This window comes from Burkholderia sp. BCC1972, from assembly GCF_905339605.1.
In the GTDB taxonomy this organism is placed as follows: domain Bacteria; phylum Pseudomonadota; class Gammaproteobacteria; order Burkholderiales; family Burkholderiaceae; genus Burkholderia.
On sequence record NZ_CAJPGH010000003.1, the window covers coordinates 214,212 to 236,729 of the forward strand.

The 22,518-nt window shown below is 65.8% G+C and carries 21 protein-coding genes; 7 read left to right on the forward strand and 14 right to left on the reverse strand.

Annotated features, from left to right (window positions below; genetic code table 11):
• Window positions 1-22: 22 nt before the first annotated feature.
• Together U5798_RS06655 and U5798_RS06660 are read right to left on the reverse strand one after the other, a co-directional pair.
• A complete protein-coding gene (locus tag U5798_RS06655; protein ID WP_322081602.1) occupies window positions 23-1,273 on the reverse strand; it encodes a DUF1479 domain-containing protein in 1,251 nt (416 codons plus the stop codon).
• Window positions 1,274-1,382: 109 nt separating this feature from the next.
• Window positions 1,383-1,772 (reverse strand): VOC family protein, encoded by a 390-nt coding sequence (locus tag U5798_RS06660; protein ID WP_322081603.1) that lies wholly within the window; start codon window positions 1,770-1,772, stop codon window positions 1,383-1,385.
• A 72-nt stretch (window positions 1,773-1,844) separates the two neighbouring features.
• Here U5798_RS06660 and U5798_RS06665 point away from each other — a divergent pair, with 72 nt between their 5' ends.
• Entirely contained in the window at window positions 1,845-2,822 is a 978-nt protein-coding gene (locus tag U5798_RS06665; RefSeq protein WP_322081604.1) for an AraC family transcriptional regulator, read from the forward strand.
• A 91-nt stretch (window positions 2,823-2,913) separates the two neighbouring features.
• On the opposite strand, the gene gltA is transcribed toward U5798_RS06665, so the two are convergent.
• From gltA to U5798_RS06700, 7 genes are all read right to left on the reverse strand, one after another.
• Complete coding sequence (gene gltA / locus U5798_RS06670) at window positions 2,914-4,215, reverse strand: citrate synthase (protein ID WP_011355741.1); 1,302 nt, start codon at window positions 4,213-4,215, stop codon at window positions 2,914-2,916.
• A gap of 66 nt (window positions 4,216-4,281) precedes the next feature.
• A complete protein-coding gene (locus tag U5798_RS06675; RefSeq protein ID WP_031400668.1) occupies window positions 4,282-4,554 on the reverse strand; it encodes a succinate dehydrogenase assembly factor 2 in 273 nt (90 codons plus the stop codon).
• 6 nt (window positions 4,555-4,560) lie between these two features.
• Window positions 4,561-5,262: a succinate dehydrogenase iron-sulfur subunit gene (locus tag U5798_RS06680; protein WP_124446599.1), complete on the reverse strand. Its 702-nt coding sequence runs from the start codon at window positions 5,260-5,262 to the stop codon at window positions 4,561-4,563.
• Between the two features lie 21 nt (window positions 5,263-5,283).
• Window positions 5,284-7,059 (reverse strand): succinate dehydrogenase flavoprotein subunit, encoded by a 1,776-nt coding sequence (sdhA, locus tag U5798_RS06685; RefSeq protein ID WP_124446597.1) that lies wholly within the window; start codon window positions 7,057-7,059, stop codon window positions 5,284-5,286.
• Window positions 7,060-7,062: 3 nt separating this feature from the next.
• Window positions 7,063-7,431 carry a succinate dehydrogenase, hydrophobic membrane anchor protein gene (gene sdhD / locus U5798_RS06690; protein WP_011355745.1) on the reverse strand — a complete coding sequence of 123 codons (369 nt, stop codon included), beginning with the start codon at window positions 7,429-7,431 and terminating at the stop codon, window positions 7,063-7,065.
• Between the two features lie 4 nt (window positions 7,432-7,435).
• Complete coding sequence (gene sdhC / locus U5798_RS06695; RefSeq protein WP_124446595.1) at window positions 7,436-7,852, reverse strand: succinate dehydrogenase, cytochrome b556 subunit; 417 nt, start codon at window positions 7,850-7,852, stop codon at window positions 7,436-7,438.
• A 169-nt stretch (window positions 7,853-8,021) separates the two neighbouring features.
• Entirely contained in the window at window positions 8,022-8,846 is an 825-nt protein-coding gene (locus U5798_RS06700) for a GntR family transcriptional regulator (protein ID WP_081051930.1), read from the reverse strand.
• A 288-nt stretch (window positions 8,847-9,134) separates the two neighbouring features.
• Between U5798_RS06700 and U5798_RS06705 the strand changes: the two genes are divergently transcribed.
• The 5 genes from U5798_RS06705 (at window position 9,135) to acnA (ending at window position 16,311) form a co-directional block, all read left to right on the forward strand.
• Window positions 9,135-10,121 carry a malate dehydrogenase gene (locus U5798_RS06705; RefSeq protein ID WP_006479357.1) on the forward strand — a complete coding sequence of 329 codons (987 nt, stop codon included), beginning with the start codon at window positions 9,135-9,137 and terminating at the stop codon, window positions 10,119-10,121.
• 183 nt (window positions 10,122-10,304) lie between these two features.
• Window positions 10,305-11,312 (forward strand): HpcH/HpaI aldolase/citrate lyase family protein, encoded by a 1,008-nt coding sequence (locus U5798_RS06710; protein ID WP_322081605.1) that lies wholly within the window; start codon window positions 10,305-10,307, stop codon window positions 11,310-11,312.
• Between the two features lie 239 nt (window positions 11,313-11,551).
• Entirely contained in the window at window positions 11,552-12,067 is a 516-nt protein-coding gene (locus U5798_RS06715; protein ID WP_124446591.1) for a hypothetical protein, read from the forward strand.
• A gap of 22 nt (window positions 12,068-12,089) precedes the next feature.
• Complete coding sequence (locus U5798_RS06720) at window positions 12,090-13,541, forward strand: bifunctional 2-methylcitrate dehydratase/aconitate hydratase (RefSeq protein ID WP_322081606.1); 1,452 nt, start codon at window positions 12,090-12,092, stop codon at window positions 13,539-13,541.
• A gap of 52 nt (window positions 13,542-13,593) precedes the next feature.
• Window positions 13,594-16,311: an aconitate hydratase AcnA gene (gene acnA / locus U5798_RS06725; protein WP_322081607.1), complete on the forward strand. Its 2,718-nt coding sequence runs from the start codon at window positions 13,594-13,596 to the stop codon at window positions 16,309-16,311.
• A gap of 101 nt (window positions 16,312-16,412) precedes the next feature.
• Here the strand turns inward: acnA and U5798_RS06730 are convergent, their stop codons facing one another.
• From U5798_RS06730 to U5798_RS06740, 3 genes are read right to left on the reverse strand one after another with little or no spacing between them, the layout of a single operon-like run.
• On the reverse strand, window positions 16,413-16,847 hold the full coding sequence (locus tag U5798_RS06730) for a DUF1801 domain-containing protein (protein WP_322081608.1): 435 nt from the start codon (window positions 16,845-16,847) through the stop codon (window positions 16,413-16,415).
• A complete protein-coding gene (locus U5798_RS06735) occupies window positions 16,844-17,275 on the reverse strand; it encodes an SRPBCC family protein (protein WP_047850281.1) in 432 nt (143 codons plus the stop codon). Before U5798_RS06735 ends, U5798_RS06730 begins: the two co-directional genes overlap by 4 nt.
• On the reverse strand, window positions 17,275-17,598 hold the full coding sequence (locus tag U5798_RS06740; RefSeq protein ID WP_124446581.1) for an ArsR/SmtB family transcription factor: 324 nt from the start codon (window positions 17,596-17,598) through the stop codon (window positions 17,275-17,277). Before U5798_RS06740 ends, U5798_RS06735 begins: the two co-directional genes overlap by 1 nt.
• A 648-nt stretch (window positions 17,599-18,246) precedes the next feature.
• Between U5798_RS06740 and U5798_RS06745 the strand changes: the two genes are divergently transcribed.
• Complete coding sequence (locus U5798_RS06745; RefSeq protein WP_322081609.1) at window positions 18,247-19,980, forward strand: S53 family peptidase; 1,734 nt, start codon at window positions 18,247-18,249, stop codon at window positions 19,978-19,980.
• A gap of 57 nt (window positions 19,981-20,037) precedes the next feature.
• On the opposite strand, the gene U5798_RS06750 is transcribed toward U5798_RS06745, so the two are convergent.
• Both U5798_RS06750 and U5798_RS06755 read right to left on the reverse strand, forming a co-directional pair.
• Window positions 20,038-21,456, reverse strand: a complete 1,419-nt coding sequence (locus tag U5798_RS06750) for an MFS transporter (protein ID WP_322081610.1) — start codon at window positions 21,454-21,456, stop codon at window positions 20,038-20,040.
• A gap of 209 nt (window positions 21,457-21,665) precedes the next feature.
• The gene (locus U5798_RS06755) at window positions 21,666-22,502 is read right to left on the reverse strand and encodes an ABC transporter permease (protein WP_059237266.1); all 837 of its coding nucleotides are present in this window, start codon (window positions 22,500-22,502) and stop codon (window positions 21,666-21,668) included.
• Window positions 22,503-22,518 lie beyond the last annotated feature (16 nt).

Here is a 22,518-nt window from a genome sequence, read left to right on the forward strand (position 1 = left end):
CAGCGGATTCGGCAGACGGCCGTTATGCGTCGGGCCCGAACCCCATCTGCGTGCGGCCCAGCGCCGTCAGGTCGCCCTCCCCGCTTCGCCCGTCGAAGCCGATCTCGAAATGATCGGCCGGGAAATCGGGCGGGCTCTCGCCGCGCAGGAACGCGGACCGCTGGCGCTGCAGGTACGCATCGTTCTTCGCGCAGCCCGGTGCGGCGGCGATGTACATCACGTTGCTGTCGCCGTTGCCGCGATGCGCATCCTCGACCGCATGCACGACATCGCCATGCCAGAACACCGCGTCGCCTGGCGCCATGTGCGGAATCGGCACCAGCGCGTCGAGCAGCAGCGCGTGCCATTCGGGCCGGATGGACAGTGCGCGGCCGGGACGCGCGCCGCACAGGTCGTCGTCCGCGACATCGTCCTGCAGCGCGCGCAGCACGACGTAGGCCATCGCGTTCGCGACCGGGATCAACTGCAGCGTGCCGTCGCCTGGCCCTTGCGGCGTCAGCGCGGTCCAGCCCTGGAACGTGCGGAACATCGAACAGACGGCCGGCGACGGAATCTCCTCGACGTCGGGACGGAATGCGGCATCGAACGGATCGTAGTCGCGCCAGCGCCCGGCCAGCACGTGGCGGTAGACCTGCCGGAAGTTCGCACCGAGCCAGCGCTCGACGGACCCGCCGTCGACGTGCGGCGACAGCCCGAGCGACGTCGAACCGGGCGGCCGGCGGCGAATCCGGTCCGCATAGGCAGGCACCTGGTCGGGATCGAAATGCATGCGTGCGCCATCCGCGTGCCGCCACAGACGGTTCAGGAACACACGCGCCTGCGTCAGGGCCGGCGACTGGCGCGCGGCGACCTGCGGCTTCGACCAGTAGACGCCGTAGATCTGCGGCTTGCCCGAGGCGAGATTGCCGAAATAGCGGTCTTCCGCACGCGCGTTCAACCGGTCGGCGAAGCGGTTCGCGTCCAGATACGCGCCGATCTCGTCGTTCCAGTCGCGCGCCTGCCGTGCATCGAACACGCCGCGAATCACGACCGCACCATGCGTACGGATCGCGGCAAGCGCGCGAGGATCGACGGTTCCGCCCGCGATATCCGCGAACGGTACGACCGGAATCACGTCATCGCCGTGCGCGTGCGCGCGGCGGATCGCATCGACCTGCCGCGCGATGTCGCCCTCCAGCTCGCGGAACGACGCCGCGTAACCGGGCAGGTCGGCGCGCAGCGCCCGTTTCGCCGCGCGGATCGCGGCCGGCAGATCGTCAATCGTCAGTTGCATCGTGGTCTCCTCGCTGAACGTGTCGTGATGTGCTGCCAGCGTACGGCCGGCACGACGTCGCCATCGACACTATCCGGTCAACTATCGATACAATCCTGACAACAGTGCGTCATGCCGGACGATGACAGACCACGCAGAGCTTGTTGCCGTCCGGATCGCGGAAATAGGCGCCGTAGTAGTCGCGGTGATAGTCCGGCCGCAGGCCCGGCGGCCCTTCGCAGGTGCCGCCATGCCGCAGCGCGAGCGCGTGGCAGCGATCGACGTGCGCGCGGGTCGGTGCAGCGAACGCGATCGTGTGGCCATTGCCCGGTTCGGGCGCGCGGCCGTCGAGCGGCCGGCCGAAGAAGAACAGCGGCCGGTCCGTGTCGGCCGGCATCCAGCCCGACCAGCCATCCGGCTCGCGGAATTTCAGGCGCAACCCGAGTTCCGCGAACAGCGGCGCGTAGAAATCGTACGCGCGTGCGGTGTCGCTGACGCCCACGCAGACATGTGAAAACATCGCATCGCTCCGTCATGATGAATGCTCACGATCATGCCACGGCGCGGTGCCCGCCCTCGCCCGGAGGCCGCGATGAAGCCGCAGTACGAGCATGTGACGTTCGCCCCCGGCTGTTCGATCCGCGTGTATCACCGCCAGCTCGCGCGCATCCCGTTCGAATGGCATCGCCACCCCGAGTACGAACTGACGCTGACGCTCAACAGCCGCGGCCAGCGCTTCATCGGCGACCACGTCGCACGCTACGCGGACGACGACCTCGTGCTGGTACCGCCCAACCTGCCGCATACGTGGTCGTCGAACGCGCGGATCGATCGCGAGGCGCCCGAAGTCGCGCTCGTCGTCTGGTTCGACGGCGACTGGGTGCGGCGGCTGGCCGATTGCTGTCCCGAATACGCGCCGCTGCGCTCGCTGCTGCGGCGTGCGGCGCCGGGCCTGCATTTCGACGCGGAGGCCGCCCGCGCGATGCGCGCGCGGCTGCCGCAACTGCTCGATCCGTCGCCGCGCGCACGGCTCGCGGCCACGCTCGACACGCTCGCCGATCTCGCGCAAGCCGGTGGCGAGCCGCTCGCCACCGCTCATGCGTATGACCGGGCCGACGGCACGGCCCCGTCCGTCGATGCGGCCGCGCCCGAAGCCGAACGCCTCGACCGGGTGCTCGACGCGATCGACCGGCGCTTCCACGAACCGCTGCGCATCGACGCGCTCGCGGCTGCCGCGCACCTGTCCGAACGCACGCTGCAGCGCCTGTTCGTCCGGCATCTCGGTGAAAGTGTCGGCCGTTACGTGCAGCGGCTGCGGCTCGCACACGCGTGCCGCCACCTGGTCGGCACCGACTGGCCGATCGCGACGGTGGCCGCGCGCTGCGGCATTCCGAATGCCGCGAACTTCAACCGCCAGTTCCTTGCCGCCCGCGGGATGACGCCGGGCGCATATCGGCAGTTCTTCAAGCAGCACGGCCGCGCGCCCGACGGCGACGCACCGGCGCTCGACATACGCCCGCCGTCGCTGGAGCGCCGCGCCGGACCGGGCCAGCGTCGGCCGCGCAAATGAAAAACACCCCGACGGGCGGACCCGTCGGGGTGTCGTGGCGTTGCGATTGCCCGACGCGAGCGGCCTGCCGGCCGGTCGCGCCGCACACGACTTAACGTGCGTTGAGCGGCTTCGCTTCGCGCGGCGTATCGCCGATGAACAGCTGGCGCGGACGGCCGATCTTTTGCTCCGGATCGCCGATCATTTCGTTCCACTGTGCGATCCAGCCGACCGTACGTGCCATCGCGAAGATACACGTGAACATCGACGTCGGGATGCCCAGCGCGCGCTGGACGATGCCCGAGTAGAAGTCGACGTTCGGGTACAGCTTGCGCGACACGAAGTATTCGTCTTCCAGCGCGATCTTCTCTAGCTGCATCGCGAGCTTGAACAGCGGGTCGTCGTGCAGGCCCAGTTCGTTCAGCACTTCGTAGCACGTTTCGCGCATCAGCTTCGCACGCGGATCGTAGTTCTTGTACACGCGGTGGCCGAAGCCCATCAGCTTCACGCCCGAATTCTTGTCCTTCACCTGCTTGATGAATTCGGGGATGTTGTCCGGCGAGCCGATCTGCTCGAGCATGTTCAGCGCGGCTTCGTTCGCACCACCGTGCGCCGGGCCCCACAGACACGCGATACCGGCTGCGATACACGCGAACGGGTTCGCGCCCGACGAACCGGCCAGGCGGACCGTCGACGTCGATGCGTTCTGCTCGTGGTCGGCGTGCAGGATCAGGATACGGTCGAGCGCGCGGACGAGCACGTCGTTGACCTTGTACTCTTCGCACGGGTTCGAGAACATCATGTGCATGAAGTTCGCGCTGTACGACAGCGAGTTCTTCGGATACACGAACGGCTGGCCGATGCTGTACTTGTACGCCATCGCGACGAGCGTCGGCAGCTTCGCGATCATGCGGATCGCCGACACTTCACGGTGACGCGGGTCGTTGATGTCGAGCGAGTCGTGGTAGAACGCCGACAGCGCGCCGACTGCGGCGACCAGGATCGCCATCGGGTGCGCGTCGCGGCGGAAGCCACGGAAGAAGAAGTGCATCTGCTCGTGCACCATCGTGTGCTTCGTGACGGTGTCGACGAATTCCTTCTTCTGCGCCGCGTTCGGCAGCTCGCCCTTCAGCAGCAGGTAGCAGCTTTCGAGGAAGTCGGCGTTTTGCGCGAGGTTGTCGATCGGGTAGCCGCGGTACAGCAGCTCGCCCTTGTCGCCGTCGATGTACGTGATCGCCGAATTACAGGCTGCCGTCGACATGAAGCCCGGGTCGTACGTGAACTTGCCGGTCTGGCCGTACAGCTTGCGGATGTCGATTACGTCCGGGCCCATCGTGCCCTTGTAGATCGGCAGTTCGACGCTCGGCGAGTTGTCGCTGAACGATAGCGTGGCTTTAACATCAGACGGAGTCATGGCACATCCTCAATCGAAATAAAGAAACGGGATTCGATAACGGGCACAACGCGTGACACATTGGCGTTACACGTTGCGCAGCATCTCCAACAGCCGGTGAATGTCCGGGCTGTCTAGGTCGCCCTCTGGTTCCTTGCGCGCGAGGAGCAAGTCCATCAGGTCGTTGTCGCTCAGATCGAGCAGGCGCGACAACGCGCCTACGTCTGCATCGGTGAGGTCATGCTCGTATCTGCCGAAGAAACGCTCGAAGATGATGTCGTTTTCCAGCAGACCCCGCCGCGCGCGCCAGCGGAGGCGCGCGCGACGGTGCGGGTCGGATTGATGCGAATCGTCGCTCATCAAACTTTAAACCGCGCGGCGAACCATCAGTTCCTTGATCTTGCCGATCGCCTTCGTCGGGTTCAGGCCCTTCGGGCAAACGTCGACGCAGTTCATGATCGTGTGGCAACGGAACAGACGGTACGGGTCTTCCAGGTTGTCGAGACGCTCGCCGGTGGCGGTGTCGCGGCTGTCCGCGATGAAGCGGTAAGCCTGCAGCAGGCCGGCCGGGCCAACGAACTTGTCCGGGTTCCACCAGAAGCTCGGGCACGACGTCGAGCAGCTCGCACACAGAATGCACTCGTACACGCCGTCGAGCTCGTCGCGTTCTTCCGGCGACTGGAGGCGTTCCTTCTCCGGCGGCGGCGCGTCGTTGATCAGGTACGGCTTGATCGAGTGGTACTGGTTGAAGAAGTGCGTCATGTCGACGATCAGGTCGCGCACGACGGGCAGGCCCGGCAGCGGACGCAGCACGATCTTCTGCGGCAGTTCGTTCAGGTTCGTCAGGCACGCGAGACCGTTCTTGCCGTTGATGTTCATCGCGTCCGAACCGCACACGCCTTCGCGGCACGAACGGCGGAACGACAGCGTCTCGTCCAGTGCCTTCAGCTTCACCAGTGCGTCGAGCAGCATGCGCTCATGCTGGATGTCGAGCTCGTACGTCTGCATGCGCGGCGCTGCGTCCTTGTCCGGATCGTAGCGGTAGACTTCAAAAATGCGTTTTGCCATTTCGGATTCCTTTGACTCGGCTTAGAACGTGCGCGGCTTCGGCGGCACGGATTCGACCGTCAGCGGCTTCATTTGAACCGGCTTGTAGTCGAGGCGATCGCCTTCGCTGTACCACAGCGTGTGGCGCAGCCAGTTGTCGTCGTCGCGATGCTCGTAGTCGCTGTGAGCGTGCGCGCCACGGCTTTCCTTGCGTGCTTCGGCCGACACCATCGTGGCGCGAGCCACTTCGATCAGGTTCTCCAGCTCGAGCGCTTCGACGCGCGCGGTGTTGAACACCTTCGACTTGTCCTTCAGGTGGATGTTTTCCACGCGTGCCGCCAGGCCGGCCATCTGCTCGACACCTTCCTTCAGCAGCTTCGACGTGCGGAACACGCCGGCGTGCTTCTGCATCGTCGCGCGGATGTCGTTCGCGACATCTTGCGTGTACTCGCCCGACGTCGACTTGTCGAGCTTCGCGAGGCGCGCCAGCGAGAATTCGCCTGCGTCGGCCGGCAGCGGCTTGTGTTCCTTCTGGTTCTTCACGTGCTCGACGATGTGGTTGCCGGCCGCACGGCCGAACACCACGAGGTCCAGCAGCGAGTTCGTACCGAGGCGGTTCGCGCCGTGCACGGACACGCACGAGCACTCGCCCACTGCGTAGAAGCCGTTGACCGGATCCTTGTGGCCGCGCGACGTGCCGACGACCTGACCGTGGATGTTGGTCGGGATGCCGCCCATCTGGTAGTGGATCGTCGGGACGACCGGGATCGGTTCCTTGATCGCGTCGACGTTCGCGAACTTCAGCGCGATTTCGCGGATCGACGGCAGACGCTTCATGATCGTCTCGGCGCCGATGTGCGACAGGTCGAGCAGCACGTGATCCTTGTTCGGACCGACGCCGCGACCTTCCTTGATTTCCTGGTCCATCGAACGCGACACGAAGTCACGCGGCGCCAGATCCTTCAGCGTCGGTGCGTAGCGCTCCATGAAACGCTCGCCGTTCGCGTTGCGCAGGATACCGCCTTCGCCGCGCACGCCTTCGGTGATCAGCACGCCCGCGCCGGCCACGCCGGTCGGGTGGAACTGCCAGAACTCCATGTCCTGCAGCGCGATGCCCGAACGCGCAGCCATGCCGAGGCCGTCGCCGGTGTTGATGAACGCGTTGGTCGATGCCGCGAAGATCCGGCCTGCGCCGCCCGTCGCGAACAGCGTCGTCTTGCCTTCCATGATGTAGACGTCGCCCGTCTCCATCTCGAGGGCCGTCACGCCGAGCACGTCGCCGTCCGCGTCGCGGATCAGGTCGAGCGCCATCCATTCGACGAAGAACTGCGTCTTCGCTTCGACGTTCTGCTGGTACAGCGTGTGCAGCAGCGCGTGACCGGTACGGTCGGCGGCCGCGCAAGCGCGCTGGACCGGCTTCTCGCCGTAGTTCGCGGTGTGGCCGCCGAACGGGCGCTGGTAGATCGTGCCGTCCGCGTTGCGGTCGAACGGCATGCCGAAGTGCTCGAGTTCGTACACGACGTTCGGCGCTTCACGGCACATGAATTCGATCGCATCCTGGTCACCGAGCCAGTCGGAGCCCTTGATCGTGTCGTAGAAGTGGAAGTGCCAGTTGTCTTCGCTCATGTTGCCGAGCGACGCACCGATACCGCCCTGCGCGGCCACCGTGTGCGAACGCGTCGGGAACACCTTCGACAGCACGCCGACCGACAGGCCCGCGCGCGACAGTTGCAGCGCCGCGCGCAAGCCGGAGCCGCCCGCGCCGACGATCACCACATCGAACTTGCGGCGCGGGAGATTAGTTTTGATTGCAGCCATTCTTTACACTCTCCAGAGAATCTGCGCGGCGTAGCCCGCACATGCGAGCAGCCAGACGATGGTCAGCGATTGCAGCAGCAGGCGCACACCGACGGGCTTCACGTAGTCCATCCAGATGTCGCGCACGCCGACCCATGCGTGGTAGAAGAGGGAGAGCAGCATCACGAAGGTCGCGAGCTTCATCCATTGCGCGGCGAAGATCGATGCCCAGCCTTCGTACGAGAAATCGTGCGCGCCGAAGAACAGGACGAGCAGAATGACCGTGTAGACCGCCATGATCGTGGCGGTGATGCGCTGCGCGAGCCAGTCGCGCAGGCCGTAGTGAGCGCCGACGACGAGGCGCTTCGAGCCGATTCGGTTATTGGCTGCCATTTTCTTAGAATGCTCCGAACAGTTTGAGTGCCATGGCGATCGTCAGCGCGATCGAGACGACAAAGACGACGACTGCCGTCCGCTTGCCGCCTTCCTTCGTGACGGCGTCGTGGTTGACGTCCATCAGCAGGTGGCGAATGCCGGCGCAGAAATGGTGGAAGAAGGCCCACGACAGTGCGAGGACGATCAGCTTGACGATGATGTTGGAGAGGAAAGCCTTGAAGACTTCGAAACTGATCTCGGAGGTGAGACTCTGGTCGAAGAGGAACAGCAGGAACGGCAGGAACAAGAACAGCAGCGCGCCGCTGACTCGATGGAGGATCGACAAAGTCGCTGCCAGCGGCATGCGATATTTCATCGTGATATCGGCGAGTCCGATGTTCCGGTATTCCGGCCTCGGCTTTCTTACTGCATCAGTCATGCTAGACCCCTACTATGTTGTCACACTAATCCGCGATTTTAGCGCCTTTTTATATCGCGCTGCAGCGAAAGTCTGCTCTGGATAGTTGCGCGAACAAGAACAAAGGCGGCCCGAAACGTGCTTCGCGAGCATGGGGATCGCGAAGCACTCGGCTTGAGCCGATACACCGTCAACTCAAGTCATTCTGATAGTAGTACCCGGTTGTGACATACCAGCCGCGACGCACCTCCACCGGCCGGTCTCCGTATGTATAGGACACGCGCTCGACCGACAGCAAAGGAAAACCAGCCGGGACGTGCAGCAGGTCGGCCACCGACGGCTCGGCCGCGACTGCGCGGATCTTCTCCGTCGCGCGGATCATCCGCGTGCCGAACTCCGTCTCGAACATCGCGTAGAGCGGCCCCTTGTACTCGCTCAGCCGCTCGAACGTGAGCCCGCGGAACATCGCGCCCGGCAGCCAGATCTCGTCGAGCACCGTCACTTCGTTCTCGAACTCCAGCAGGCGGCGCACCTGGACGACCGGATCGGCCGGCTTCAGGTCGAGCTGCCGCGCAATCTCGGCCGGCGCACGCAGGCGGCGGCATTCGAGCAGGCGGCTCACGTGCGGGTGTTCGGCCCCGTCGTCGGCCAGCAGGCGCAGGAAGCGGAACTGCGCGCGGTCTTCATTGTGCGTTGCAACAAAAGTGCCCTTGCCCTGACGCCGGACCACGAGGTTTTCGGCGGCCAACTCGTCGATCGCCTTGCGCACGGTGCCCTGGCTGACCTTGTAGCGGGCCGCGAGCTCCACTTCGCTCGGGATGATCTCGCCCGGCTTCCATTCACCGGTTTCGAGACTTTGCGTGATCAATGACTTAATCTGCTGGTATAACGGACTGAACGTCGGCGACGGCGGCGCCGCAGGCGAAGGTGCGGGATCGCCCGCGCCCGGCTGCCCTGGGCTGCCTGCGCCGGTCTGATTCGCGGTATTCGCCTGGTTCGATGTCATGGCGCGCATTTCATCACAAACCGCACTTTTTCGTCCACTCAATTTCCGCAAAACATCTGTCTTATATAAGACATATGATACCGTTTGACTTTGCGCGTGACGGCTCCTACACTCCCGGTCGAGCAAGGGTTCGCGGGTGCAACAGCGCGTCCCCGGCTACGTGCCACGGCCGTCTCCAGGTTCACCGCGTCTGCCATCGCGAGTCCTCCGCCCTGCTTCAATGCAACGCTACGCACAACGCGCATAGAATGGCGTTTTCGCTAGCGTCCAACGCTTCACCCGTCCTGGAGATTTTCAATGGCTAAGCCCGCAAAGCGCGTTGCCGTCACCGGCGCCGCAGGTCAAATCGCTTACTCCCTGCTGTTCCGCATCGCGAACGGCGACCTGCTCGGCAAGGATCAGCCGGTCATCCTGCAACTGCTCGACCTCCCGCAAGCCCAAGGCGCCGTCAAAGGCGTCGTGATGGAACTCGACGATTGCGCGTTCCCGCTGCTCGCGGGCGTCGTGATCACCGACGATCCGAAGGTTGCATTCAAGGATGCAGACGTCGCGCTGCTGGTCGGTGCACGTCCGCGCTCGAAGGGCATGGAACGCAAGGACCTGCTGTCGGCCAACGCCGAAATCTTCACGGTCCAGGGCGCTGCGCTGAACGAAGTCGCGAGCCGCGACGTCAAGGTGCTGGTCGTCGGCAACCCGGCGAACACGAACGCATACATCGCGATGAAGTCGGCACCGGATCTGCCGAAGAAGAACTTCACGGCGATGCTGCGCCTCGACCACAACCGCGCGCTGTCGCAGCTCGCCGCCAAGTCGGGCAAGCCGGTCGCGTCGATCGAGAAGCTCGCCGTGTGGGGCAACCACTCGCCGACGATGTACCCGGATTTCCGCTTCGCGACCGCCGAAGGCGAATCGCTGCTGAAGCTGATCAACGACGACGTGTGGAACCGCGACACGTTCATCCCGACCGTCGGCAAGCGCGGCGCGGCGATCATCGAAGCGCGCGGCCTGTCGTCGGCAGCGTCGGCAGCCAACGCGGCGATCGACCACGTCCGTGACTGGGTGCTCGGCACGAACGGCAAGTGGGTCACGATGGGCATCCCGTCGGACGGCTCGTACGGCATCCCCGAAGACATCATCTACGGCGTGCCGGTCACCTGCGAAAACGGCGAGTACAAGCGCGTCGAAGGCCTGGAAATCGACGCGTTCTCGCGCGAGAAGATGGACGGCACGCTGGCCGAGCTGCTCGAAGAGCGCGATGGCGTCGCTCACCTGCTGAAGAACTGAGTATCACGCGCCTTTGCCGGGCGGCCCTCGGGCCACCCGGTTTCGGTCCGGGCCGGCCACCCGCCGGCCCTGCCGAACGATCCGATCCGCGCATGTTTTGCCGCCCCGCGCCGCCGCGCACGGGCCCAGAACCTGCCCGAATCCGATTTTCTCCACGTTGCACGCTCCCCTGACGTCGAAGAGATGGCCGCGCTCACTCCTGCACAAGTGCTGTACGACGGGGCGTCCCCGCCCGCGATCCTGCCCAGCTGCGATCATTACGCGGGCAGCGAAAAGCTGATGCGCAAGTCGCTCGCGCTGCAGGCCGAGCTGGGCCCCGTGTTCGACATCACGTTCGACTGCGAGGACGGCGCCGCCGTCGGCCAGGAAGCCGCGCATGCGGCCCTCGTCGCCGACCTGCTCGGCAGCGACGAGAACCGCTTCGGCCGCGTCGGCGTCCGGATCCACGACTTTTCCCACCCGCACTGGCGCGACGACGTCCGCATCGTGCTGCGCGCCGCGCGTGCACCGGCCTACATCACGCTCCCGAAGATCGCCAGCGCGGCCGACGCCGCCGAAATGACCGCGTTCATCGAAGGCACGCGCCGCGAGCTCGGCATCGCGCAGCCGATCGCGGTCGACGTGCTGGTCGAGACGCACGGCGCGCTGGCGCAGGCGGCCGCGCTGGCCGCGCTGCCGACGGTCGGCACGCTGAGCTTCGGGCTGATGGATTTCGTCTCCGCGCACCATGGCGCGATTCCCGATTCCGCGATGCGCTCGCCCGGCCAGTTCGACCACCCGCTCGTGCGCCGCGCGAAGCTCGAAATCGCCGCGGCCTGCCACGCGCACGGCAAGACGCCGTCGCACAACGTGACGACCGAAGTGCGCGACATGAGCGTCGTGGCCGGCGACGCGCGCCGCGCGCGCGACGAATTCGCGTTCACGCGGATGTGGAGCATCCATCCCGCGCAGATCCGCCCGATCGTCGACGCGTTCGCGCCGCGCACCGACGAGGTCGCGCTGGCCGCCGAGATCCTGCTGGCCGCGCAGGCCGCCGACTGGGGCCCGACGCGTCACGGTGATACGCTGCACGATCGCGCGAGTTATCGCTATTACTGGTCGGTATTGCGCCGTGCGCGCGCCACCGGCCAGCCCGTACCGGCCGAGGCCGCGCCGCTGTTCGGCCCGACCGCCGCGGGCGCCGCGCCGTAAGTGTGCGCCGCCGGCCGCTACGCCGGATACACGAATCTCATGCATTCGCCGATGCGCAAACCGGACAGAGGTTTGCGAAACGACAAAAAACGTAACGGAGCCCGAAAACCTGATATGCGCGCGGCCAAATAGGTGAAAATAGCGGCCGCTGCGCGCTTTCGGGGCGCGTGCAGTTTCAAACCGGCCGGCAGTTTCGATTGCCGGCCCTTGTCAACTGATTATCGAAAGGTTCTGACTCCATGAAGAAACTCCTGATCGCTACCGCCATCGGCGCCTTGTCCGCCACGATGCTGGTGTCGGCTCCGAGCGCGTTTGCCCAGGGTACGGCCACGACGACCGCGAAGAAGGCAACGGCCAAGCGCCCAGCACCGGCCAAGCGCATCATCCCGCGCAGCAAGAAGGCGCAGGCGCGTGCCGCAGCCAAGGTCGATCCGGTACCGGACGGCGCGGTCAAGTGGGCCTGTAAGGAAGGCCTGTCGTTCGACCTCGCCGGCGACATGAAGCGCGACCAGGTCGTCACGGTTCACTGGGCGAAGAAGAACTACAAGCTGCCGCGTCAAGCCACGACGACGGGCGCCGACACGTTCTACGATCCGGCAGCAGGCTTCAAGCTGGTCGTGATCCCGACCAAGGCGATGCTGTTCTCGGACGCAAACGGCGGCGAACGCCTCGCGGACGAATGCGTGACGCCGGAAATGGCACAAGGCTCGGCGGCGCCGACGCAATCGAACGAGCTGAAGCCGGCAACGAACTAAGCGCGTTCCCCTCGGCCCCTCGATGTCCGCCCCGGTCTCCAACGTCCGCCCTGCTCCGGATACGGTACTCGTCGATATCGTCGACTACGTGCTGAACACCGGCATCGACAGCGCGCTCGCGCTGGAGACGGCGCGTCATTGCCTGATCGACACGCTCGGATGCGGACTCGAGGCGCTGTCCTACCCTGCCTGCACCAAGCTGCTCGGCCCCGTCGTGCCCGGCACGATCGTGCCGAACGGCGCGAAGGTGCCCGGCACGTCCTTCCAGCTCGATCCCGTCCAGGCCGCGTTCGGCATCGGCGCGATGATCCGCTGGCTGGACTTCAACGACACCTGGCTCGCCGCCGAATGGGGTCATCCGTCCGACAACCTCGGCGGGATCCTGGCGACGGCCGACTGGCTTTCCCGCACGGCCCGCGCGGCCGGCCGCAAGCCGCTCCTGATGCGCGACGTACTCGTCGCGATGATCCAGGCCCACGAAATCCAGGGCTGTCTCGCACTCGAGAATTCGTTCAACGCGGTCGGGCTCGACCACGTGCTGCTCGTGAAGGTCGCGTCGACCGCCGTCGTCGGCCGGCTGCTCGGGCTCACGCGCGACGAGCTGATCAACGCGGTATCCAACGCGTTCGTCGACGGCCACGCGCTACGCACCTACCGCCACGCGCCGAACACCGGTTCGCGCAAGTCGTGGGCGGCCGGCGACGCCACGTCCCGCGCGGTGCGCCTCGCGCTGATCGCGAGAACGGGCGAAATGGGCTACCCGGCGGCGCTCACCGCGAAGACCTGGGGCTTCTACGACGTGCTGTTCGACGGCAAGCCGTTCCGCTTCCAGCGCCCGTACGGCACGTACGTGATGGAAAACGTGCTGTTCAAGATCGCCTTTCCCGCCGAATTCCATGCGCAGACGGCCGCCGAGGCCGCGCTGCAGCTGCACGCGCAACTCGCCGCCGCGGGCCGCACGACCGACGACATCGGCAAGATCACGATCCGCACGCATGCGGCCGCGATCCGCATCATCGACAAGCAGGGTCCGCTCGCCAATCCGGCCGACCGCGACCACTGCATCCAGTACATGGTCGCCGTGCCGCTGCTGTTCGGCCGGCTGACCGCGGCCGACTATGAAGACTCGGCCGCCGCCGATCCCCGCATCGACGCGCTGCGCGCGAAGACCGTCTGCGTCGAGGATCCGCAGTTCACGAAGGATTATCACGATCCGGACAAGCGATCGATCGCGAATGCGCTGATGATCGAGTTCACGGACGGCTCGAAGCTTGCCGAAGTGGCGGTCGAATACCCGCTCGGCCATCGGCGGCGCCGCACCGACGGCATCCCGCTCCTGGTCGACAAGTTCCGGACCAACCTCGCGCGCCGCTTCCCGGCAAAGCAGCAACAAGCGATTCTCGACGTGTCGCTGGACCAGGCAAAGCTCGAAGCGATGCCGGTCGATGAGTACGTCGACTTGTATGTGATATAGCCGTCAGATACAGGACTCTTTGTTTCCTAGCCTTAAACCCAGGAAAATCACCATGGCCCACAATCTCCACAAGACCCTCAAGGAATTCGACAGCGGTTCCGGCAAAGGCAAGTTCTACTCGCTGCCGCAACTCGGCAAGGAACTGAAGACGAAGATCGAACGCCTGCCGGTGTCGATCCGTATCGTGCTCGAGTCCGTGCTGCGCAACTACGACGGCAAGAAAATCACCGAAGAGCACATCGAGCAGCTCGCGAACTGGAAGCCGACCGCGAAGCGCGTCGACGAGATTCCGTTCGTCGTGTCGCGCGTCGTGCTGCAGGACTTCACGGGCGTGCCGCTGCTCGCCGACATCGCGGCCATGCGCGGCGTCGCCGAGCGCACGGGCAAGAACCCGAAGAAGATCGAGCCGCTGGTCCCGGTCGATCTCGTCGTCGACCACTCGGTCCAGATCGACTACTTCCGCCAGAAGGACGCGCTCGACCTGAACATGAAGCTGGAATTCCAGCGCAACAACGAGCGCTACCAGTTCATGAAGTGGGGCATGCAGGCATTCGACACGTTCAAGGTCGTGCCGCCGGGCGTGGGCATCGTCCACCAGGTGAACCTCGAATACCTCGCGCGCGGCGTCCACAAGAAGGCGGACGGCGGCGACACCGTGTACTACCCGGACACCCTCGTCGGCACGGACAGCCACACGACGATGATCAACGGCATCGGCGTGGTCGGCTGGGGCGTGGGCGGCATCGAGGCGGAAGCCGGCATGCTCGGCCAGCCGGTGTACTTCCTGACGCCGGACGTCGTCGGCGTCGAGCTGAAGGGCAAGCTGCGCGAAGGCGTGACGGCCACCGACCTGGTGCTGACCATCACCGAAATGCTGCGCAAGGAGAAGGTCGTCGGCAAGTTCGTCGAATTCTTCGGCGAAGGCACGAAGTCGCTGTCGCTGCCGGATCGCGCGACGATCGGCAACATGGCGCCGGAATACGGCGCGACGATGGGCTTCTTCCCGGTCGACGAAAAGACGATCGACTACTTCGAAGGCACGGGCCGCACGAAGGCGGAAATCGCCGCGTTCGAAAACTACTTCAAGGCGCAGAAGCTGTTCGGCATCCCGAAGGCCGGCGACATCGACTACACGAAGGTCGTGACGCTGGATCTGACGACGGTCGCCCCGTCGCTCGCCGGCCCGAAGCGCCCGCAGGACCGCATCGAGATCGGCAACGTCAAGTCGACGTTCACCGACCTGTTCTCGAAGCCGGTCGCGGAAAACGGCTTCGCGAAGAAGGCAGACGACCTGGGCACGCAGTACACGACGAGCAACGGCGTCGACGTGAAGAACGGCGACATCCTGATCGCCGCGATCACGTCGTGCACGAACACGTCGAACCCGAGCGTGCTGCTGGCCGCCGGCCTGCTCGCGAAGAAGGCGGTCGAGGCCGGCCTCACGGTCGATCCGAAGATCAAGACCTCGCTCGCGCCGGGATCGCGCATCGTCACCGAGTACCTGACGAAGACGGGCCTGCTGCCCTACCTGTCGAAGCTCGGCTTCGAAGTCGCCGCGTACGGCTGCACGACCTGTATCGGCAACGCGGGCGACCTCACGCCGGAACTGAACGAAGCGATCACGAAGAACGACATCGTCGCGGCAGCCGTGCTGTCCGGCAACCGTAACTTCGAAGCGCGTATCCACCCGAACATTCGCGCGAACTTCCTCGCGTCGCCGCCGCTGGTCGTCGCGTATGCAATCGCCGGCAACATCACGCGCGACCTGATGACCGAGCCGGTCGGCAAGGGCAAGGGCGGCCGCGACATCTACCTCGGCGACATCTGGCCGACGAGCGAAGAAATCCACGCGCTGCTCAAGTTCGCGCTCGATCCGAAGAAGTTCGAGGACAACTACTCGAAGCTGACCAAGAAGGGCGACCTCTGGAGCAAGATCGAGGGCGAATCGGGCCAGGTCTACGACTGGCCGAAGTCGACCTACATCGCCGAGCCGCCGTTCTTCGGCAACGACTTCTCGATGGAACCGGCCGCATCGATCCCGACGGTCAAGGGCGCGCGTGCGCTGGGCATCTTCGGCGACTCGGTCACGACCGACCACATCAGCCCGGCAGGCTCGATCAAGGAAGACTCGCCGGCAGGCAAGTGGCTGAAGGAAAACGGCGTGCAGAAGGCCGATTTCAACAGCTACGGCTCGCGCCGCGGCAACCATGACGTGATGATGCGCGGCACGTTCGCGAACGTCCGGATCAAGAACCTGATGATCCCGGCGAAGGCAGACGGCACGCGTGTCGAAGGCGGCCTGACGATCCACCAGCCGAGCGGCGAACAGCAGTCGATCTACGACGCGGCGATGCAGTACGTCGCAGCCGACACGCCGACCGTCGTATTCGCGGGCGAAGAGTACGGCACGGGCTCGTCGCGCGACTGGGCCGCGAAGGGCACGCAACTGCTCGGCGTGAAGGCCGTGATCGCACGCAGCTTCGAGCGGATCCACCGCTCGAACCTGGTCGGCATGGGCGTGCTGCCGCTGCAGTTCAAGGGTGCGGACAGCGTCCAGTCGCTCGGCATCACCGGTGAAGAAACGTACGACATCGAAGGCCTCGGCGACGACTTCAAGCCGCAGCAGGACGTCACGCTCGTGATCAACCGCAAGAACGGCGAAACGCAGCGCGTGCCGGTGCTGCTGCGCATCGATACGCCGATCGAAGTCGACTACTACAAGCACGGCGGTATCCTGCCGTTCGTGCTGCGCTCGCTGCTCGCAGCGTAAGCGCGGCTGTTGCAGGTGCCGCAGCCGCCTCGCGGGCGGTTGCGGCCGATTTGGATGCCCGACCTCGTGTCGGGCTTTTTTTGCCTGCGCCTGATGCGGCCTTACACCGCCTTGTCACCGCGCGCCTTCGTGCCAGCACCCGCCCGCGCGTTCTTCTTCAGATGCGTGCGGTTGTATTCGATCGCCGCGCGCACGAGGTTCTTCAACGCCCGCTTGTCGATCTTGTCGCCTTCGAAGAAATCGATCGCGCGCCGCGCATTGCCTTCGAGGCCGTCGTTGAACAGCTTGTCGGGATCGGGGAGCTGCGCGCCGTGCATGAAGGTCACTTTCACCTTGCCCTTGTGCGCGTTCGCCACCGCGATCATCCCGTCGCATGACCAGACCGGGCTGCCCATCCATTTCCATTCCTCGACGATGCCCGCCTGCGCAGCGAGGATCGTCTGGCGGAGATCGGCGAAGGTCTTGCCGCGCCAGTCGGCGATGCCGGCAATCAGCGCATCGATGCGCGCCGACGGTGTGAGGTCCGTTGAACTCATGCGCGAGCCTCCGTGCCTTCGTCAGGGCGCGCCAGCACCTGTTCGAGCGACTCGAAGAACCGCACCCAGCCATGCTGCGCGCCGCGATACGCCTGCTCCTGATCCGCGCGGAAACCGACCTGCTCCATGCGCAGGTGCGTGCCGGCCGCCGTCGGCGTGAGCGTCCACGTGACGACGCTTTCGAGGCCGTACGCGGCCCACGTGTAGGACAGCGTGCGCGGCGGCTCGATCGTCAGCACCGTGCAGTCGACCGAGCCCCAGTCCGCACGGAAGCTGAAGGCGCGGCCCGCGACGGGCTCGAAGTCGCTCTTCATCAGCCACGCCTCGATCAGGTGCGGCTGCGTGAGCGCACGCCAGATCTTCTCCGGCGGATGAGGCAGCTCCCGGTCGACGACGACGGAGCGCGTTTCGGTAGTGGCTTGGTTCATTACTGATCCATCCTTTTAAGGACATCTTCGAGCGCATCGAACCGGCTCTGCCAGAAACCTGCCATCTGGCTCGTCCAGTCGATCAGCGGGGCCAGCGCTTGCGGCTGCGCGCTGTAGTGCGTCTGCCGGCCTTCGTGACGGTCGTTCACGAGCCCGGCCTGCTTCAGTACACCGAGGTGCTTCGACACGGCCGGCTGCGACACGCCCGCATGGGCGGTCAGTGCGGCAACCGTCAGCTCGCCCTCCGCGCAGAGCCGCTCGAAAAGCGCGCGGCGCGTCGGATCGGCGAGTGTCCGGAACAGCATGTCGTAGGTGTTCTGCATATCGTCCAAAATCCATAACCAAATGGTTATGAATTGAAGGATATCCGCTGATCGTCGTGCGTCAAGGCGGAATTTCGCGGGCGATGTCTGTCGATCCCGAGCGGGTGACGTCTACGGCGCACCGGCTCGCGCCCGTCGCCGGATTCGAGCGTTTCCTCTAATCCGCAATCGCGACATGTGATCCGAAAGCCGCCTGCAAGACTGGCCGGCGCGCTGTTCCACAGTTCGGGAAACGTTCGCGCTAAACCGGCCCCGTTTTTGTGCATGCGTGCATTCGCTCCTTCCGCATCGCTTCGCCTGACCACATAGTGCGACTCGGCGCGCGGCGACGGACACGCAAACGCCACGCATTCGCGCGTCGATCCATTCCGCGATCACACACGTTTCGATGCCGCGACGAGCAACTCGTGCGTACGAACGTCGCACGTGGCCGCGCTGTCGTGCCGCGAACCGGTTCCGTTCGCCGTGCTCACCATTGCACGCGCTTCCGGCACCACGCCTGCATCGGCACGCCCCGTTGTCAGAACTGACAGCTGTGGAAAATGGCAGCTACCCGAACGACACCGACGCCCTACGCTCGTCACCGCTCGCGGCCCCACAAGGGCCGGGGGTTCCAGTAACGTCGCCTCTCCTAAAAAAGGACTCCCGATGAAAAGGAACACCTGGTTTGCCCTTCCCCTTCCGTCGCCCCGCCGCCTCGCGTGCGTGGCACCGTTCGTGTTCGCCGCCGCCGCGGCGCATGCGACGACGGATTGGGTCGATACGCATACGAAGGCCTTTCTGACCGGCCCGCAGTTGATGGCGCGCAGTGCGGCGCCGTCGCTCGAACTGGCAGGCGGTGAAACGACCAACGTCGTCGTCAGCCTGAAGCTGCGCAACGCCGCGCAGCTCAAGCAGCTGGCGCGCGACGTGAACCGGCCCGGCAGCGCGCATTACCGCCAGTACCTCACGCACGAGCAGTTCCTCGCCAACTACGCGCCGACCGATGCGCAGGTCAAGTCGGTCGTCGACTATCTGCACAAGAGCGGCTTCGTGAACGTCGAGGTTGCGCCGAACCGCCTGCTGGTTTCCGCCAGCGGCACGGCTGCCACGGTGAAGACGGCGTTCAACACGTCGCTCGTGCACTTCGAGTACGCAGGCCGCTCGGGCTTCGCCAATGCGTCGACCGCGCAAGTGCCGCGTGCGCTCGGCGACGTCGTCGGCTCGGTGCTCGGGCTGCAGAGCGTCGCACGGGCGCGGCCGATGCTGCGCATCGGCAACGTCGCGAAGCCGCAGGCACTCGCGGCCGGCACGGCGACGGGCCACTATCCGAAGGAATTCCCCGGCCTCTACAACGCGACCGGCGTGCCGACCGCGGCCGGCGTGACCGTCGGCATCATCACGATCGGCGGCGTGTCGCAGACGCTGCAGGACCTGAAGCAGTTCACGTCGAGCAACGGCTACGGCGCGGTCACGACGCAGACCGTCAAGACCAACGGCTCGGGCGGCAGCTACACCGACGACCAGGACGGCCAGGGCGAATGGGATCTCGACAGCCAGTCGATCGTCGGCTCGGCCGGCGGCCAGGTCGGCAAGCTCGTGTTCTACATGGCGGACCTCAACGCCGCCGGCAACACGGGCCTCACGCAGGCGTTCAACCGCGCCGTGTCGGACAACACCGCGAAGGTGATCAACGTGTCGCTCGGCTGGTGCGAAACCGATGCGAACGCGGACGGCACGATCGACGCCGAGGAGCAGATCTTCACGACGGCGGCGGCACAAGGCCAGACGTTCTCGGTATCGTCGGGCGACGAAGGCGTGTACGAGTGCAACAACCGCGGCTATCCGGACGGCGCGAACTACACGGTGTCGTGGCCGGCTGCATCGCCGCACGTGCTCGCGATCGGCGGCACGACGCTCTACACGACGTCGTCAGGCGCGTTCTCGAACGAGACGGTGTGGAACGAAGGGCTCGACAGCAACGGCAAGCTGTGGGCGACGGGCGGCGGCGTCAGCACGATCCTGCCCGCACCGTCGTGGCAGTCAGGCAGCAACCGCCAGTTGCCGGACGTCTCGTTCGATGCCGCGCAAAGCACGGGCGCGTACATCTACAACTACGGCCAGTTGCAGCAGATCGGCGGCACGAGCCTCGCCGCACCGATCTTCACGGGCTTCTGGGCGCGCCTGCTCGCGGCTAACGGCACGGGCCTCGGTTTCCCGGCCGGCAACTTCTACGCGGACATTCCGTCGCATCCGTCGCTCGTGCGCTATGACGTCGTGTCGGGCAACAACGGCTACCAGGGGTATGGCTATACCGCCGGCACCGGTTGGGACCTGACGACCGGCTTCGGCAGCCTGAACATCGCGAACCTCAACCAGCTGATCAAGTCGGGCGGGTTCTGAGCGAAGCGTGAAGGCCGGCGTGCGGCGCGGTGTTTGCCGCGCGCCGGTTTGTCTTTCCTACTCCGCCGCCGGCTCCTTCACGCGCTCCGGCGCGGTCGGCACGCCCGCGCGATGCGACGGCGCAAAGAGCCGCAACCCGCTCGCGACGCTCGCCGCCCCGGCGAACCCTGCACCGAGCATCAACGCGAGCGTCGGCCCGTGGCGCCCCGCGATCCCGAACGACAATGCGACGAGCGCCGCACCCGTCGCCTGCCCGATCAGCCGCGCGGTCGCGATGATCCCGCTCGCGCCGCCGCTGCGCTCGGGCGGCGCACTCGACATCAGCGCCTTCAGGTTCGGCGACTGGAAGAAACCGAAACCCGCGCCGCACAGCATCATCCGCCAGCCGATGTCGACGACACCCGGCGACACCGGCAGCGCCGCGAGCGACACCATGCCCGCGCTCAGCAACGCAAGCCCGATCGCGCCGAGCAGGCCGGGCGGATAACGATCCGACAGGCGGCCCGCGATCGGCGCGGCGAACGCGACGACCGCCGACCACGGCGTCATCAGGAAGCCCGTCTCGACCGCGCTGCGATGCAGGACGGTTTCGAAATAGAACGGCAGCGACACGAACGCGAGCCCCTGCGCGGCGAATGCGCACACGGCGGTCAGTGCGGACAGCGTGAACACGGGCCGGCGGAACAGGTCGACCGGCAGCATCGGCGCCGGATGCCCGGCCTGGCGGCGGATCAGCAGCCAGCCGAACGCGAGTGCAACCGCGGCCGACGCGAACACGACGGAAAGCGGCCCACGCTGCGCGAATTCGCCGAGCGCGAAGATCAGCGCCGCAAACGTGATCACGTTGAACAGCGCGGCGACCGGATCGAATACATGCTTGCCGCGCGCCATCTGCGGCAGCGACGGAATCGCCACGGCAAGCGCAAACACACCGAGCGGCACGTTCACGGCGAACAGCCACGGCCATGCGGCAACCGACAGGATCAGCGACGCGATCGTCGGCCCCACCGCGAACGACACGCCGACGACGAGCGCGTTGAAGCCGACGCCACGGCCGAGCCGGTGCGCGGGAAACAGGCCGCGGATCAGCGCGACGTTGACGCTCATGATCGCGCTCGCGCCGAAGCCCTGCACGATCCGCGCGGCCGTCAGCATCGGCAGCGTCGACGCGAGCGAACAGCCGAGCGAGGCGAGCGTGAACACCGCAAGCCCGGCGATATACACGCGCTTGTGGCCGACGATGTCGCCGAGCGACGCGAACGGCAGCAGCGTCGCGACCATCGCGAGCTGATAGGCGTTGATGATCCACACGGAAGCGGCCGGCGACGCGTGCAGGTCGGCGGCGATCGCGGGCAGCGCGGTGTTCGCGATCGCGGTGTCGAGCGTCGCGAGCGCGACGGCCAGCAGCACGGCGGACATCGCGCGCCAGTTGACGGCCGGCTCCTGGGCGCCGGCGGGAGAAGCGAATTCGGACAAGATGAGGCTCGGCTGACGAGCGACGCGTTGCGCCGCGGATTGGACTCGCGGCGGCGTTCCGGTCGCACCGCACGGAACGCGCGCCGCCGCGCCCGTATTGTTGCAGAGCCGCACCGAACGTGCAGGCAACCGCCTCGTCAGTCAGCCGAATGAAAGAAAATGCGCCGCGTGCCCCATGCGCGGCGGCGCATCGTACCGTGCGTGATGGGTCAGCTCACCGCGCGCCGCGCATTGCGTCCGCGCAGCCATTCGAGCGCGAGCAGCAGGCTCGTCGAGAATACGATCAGGATCGTTGCGAGCGCAGCGATCGTCGGGCTGATGTTCTCGCGGATGCCCGTGAACATCTGGCGCGGCAGCGTCGTCTGGTCTGCTCCGGCGAGGAACAGCGTGACGACCACTTCGTCGAACGACGTCGCGAACGCGAACAGCGCGCCCGACATCACGCCCGGCGCGATCACCGGCAGCGTCACGCGAAAGAAGGTCGACACCGGGTTCGCGCCGAGCGACAGGCTCGCGCGCACCAGGTTCTGGTTGAAGCCCTGCAGCGTCGCGGCAACCGTCGTCACGACGAACGGCACGCCGAGCGCCGCGTGCGCGGCGATCAGCCCCGTGTACGTGTTCGCGAGCCCGAGCGGCGCGAAGAACAGGTACATGCCGACGCCCACGACGACAACGGGCACGATCATCGGCGACAGCAGCACGGCCATCAGCAGCCCCTTGCCGCGGAAGTCGGCCTTCGTGAGCCCGATCGCGGCGAGCGTGCCGAGCACGGTCGCGACGACGGTCGCCGACGGCGCGACGATGAAGCTGTTCTTCGCGGCCATCCGCCACTCGTCCGATGCGATCAGGTTCTCGTACCAGCGCATCGAGAAACCCGGAATCGGATAGACGAGGAACGTGCTCGACGAAAACGACAGCGGCACGATCGCAAGCACCGGCAGGATCAGGTACAGCAGCGTCAGCACGACGAGCACGCGCAACGCGACGTACCACGCGCGCTCGACGAACGACATGTGCGGCGCGAACAGCGGCCTGGCGAGTTTCATGGTCGGCATCCCCTTT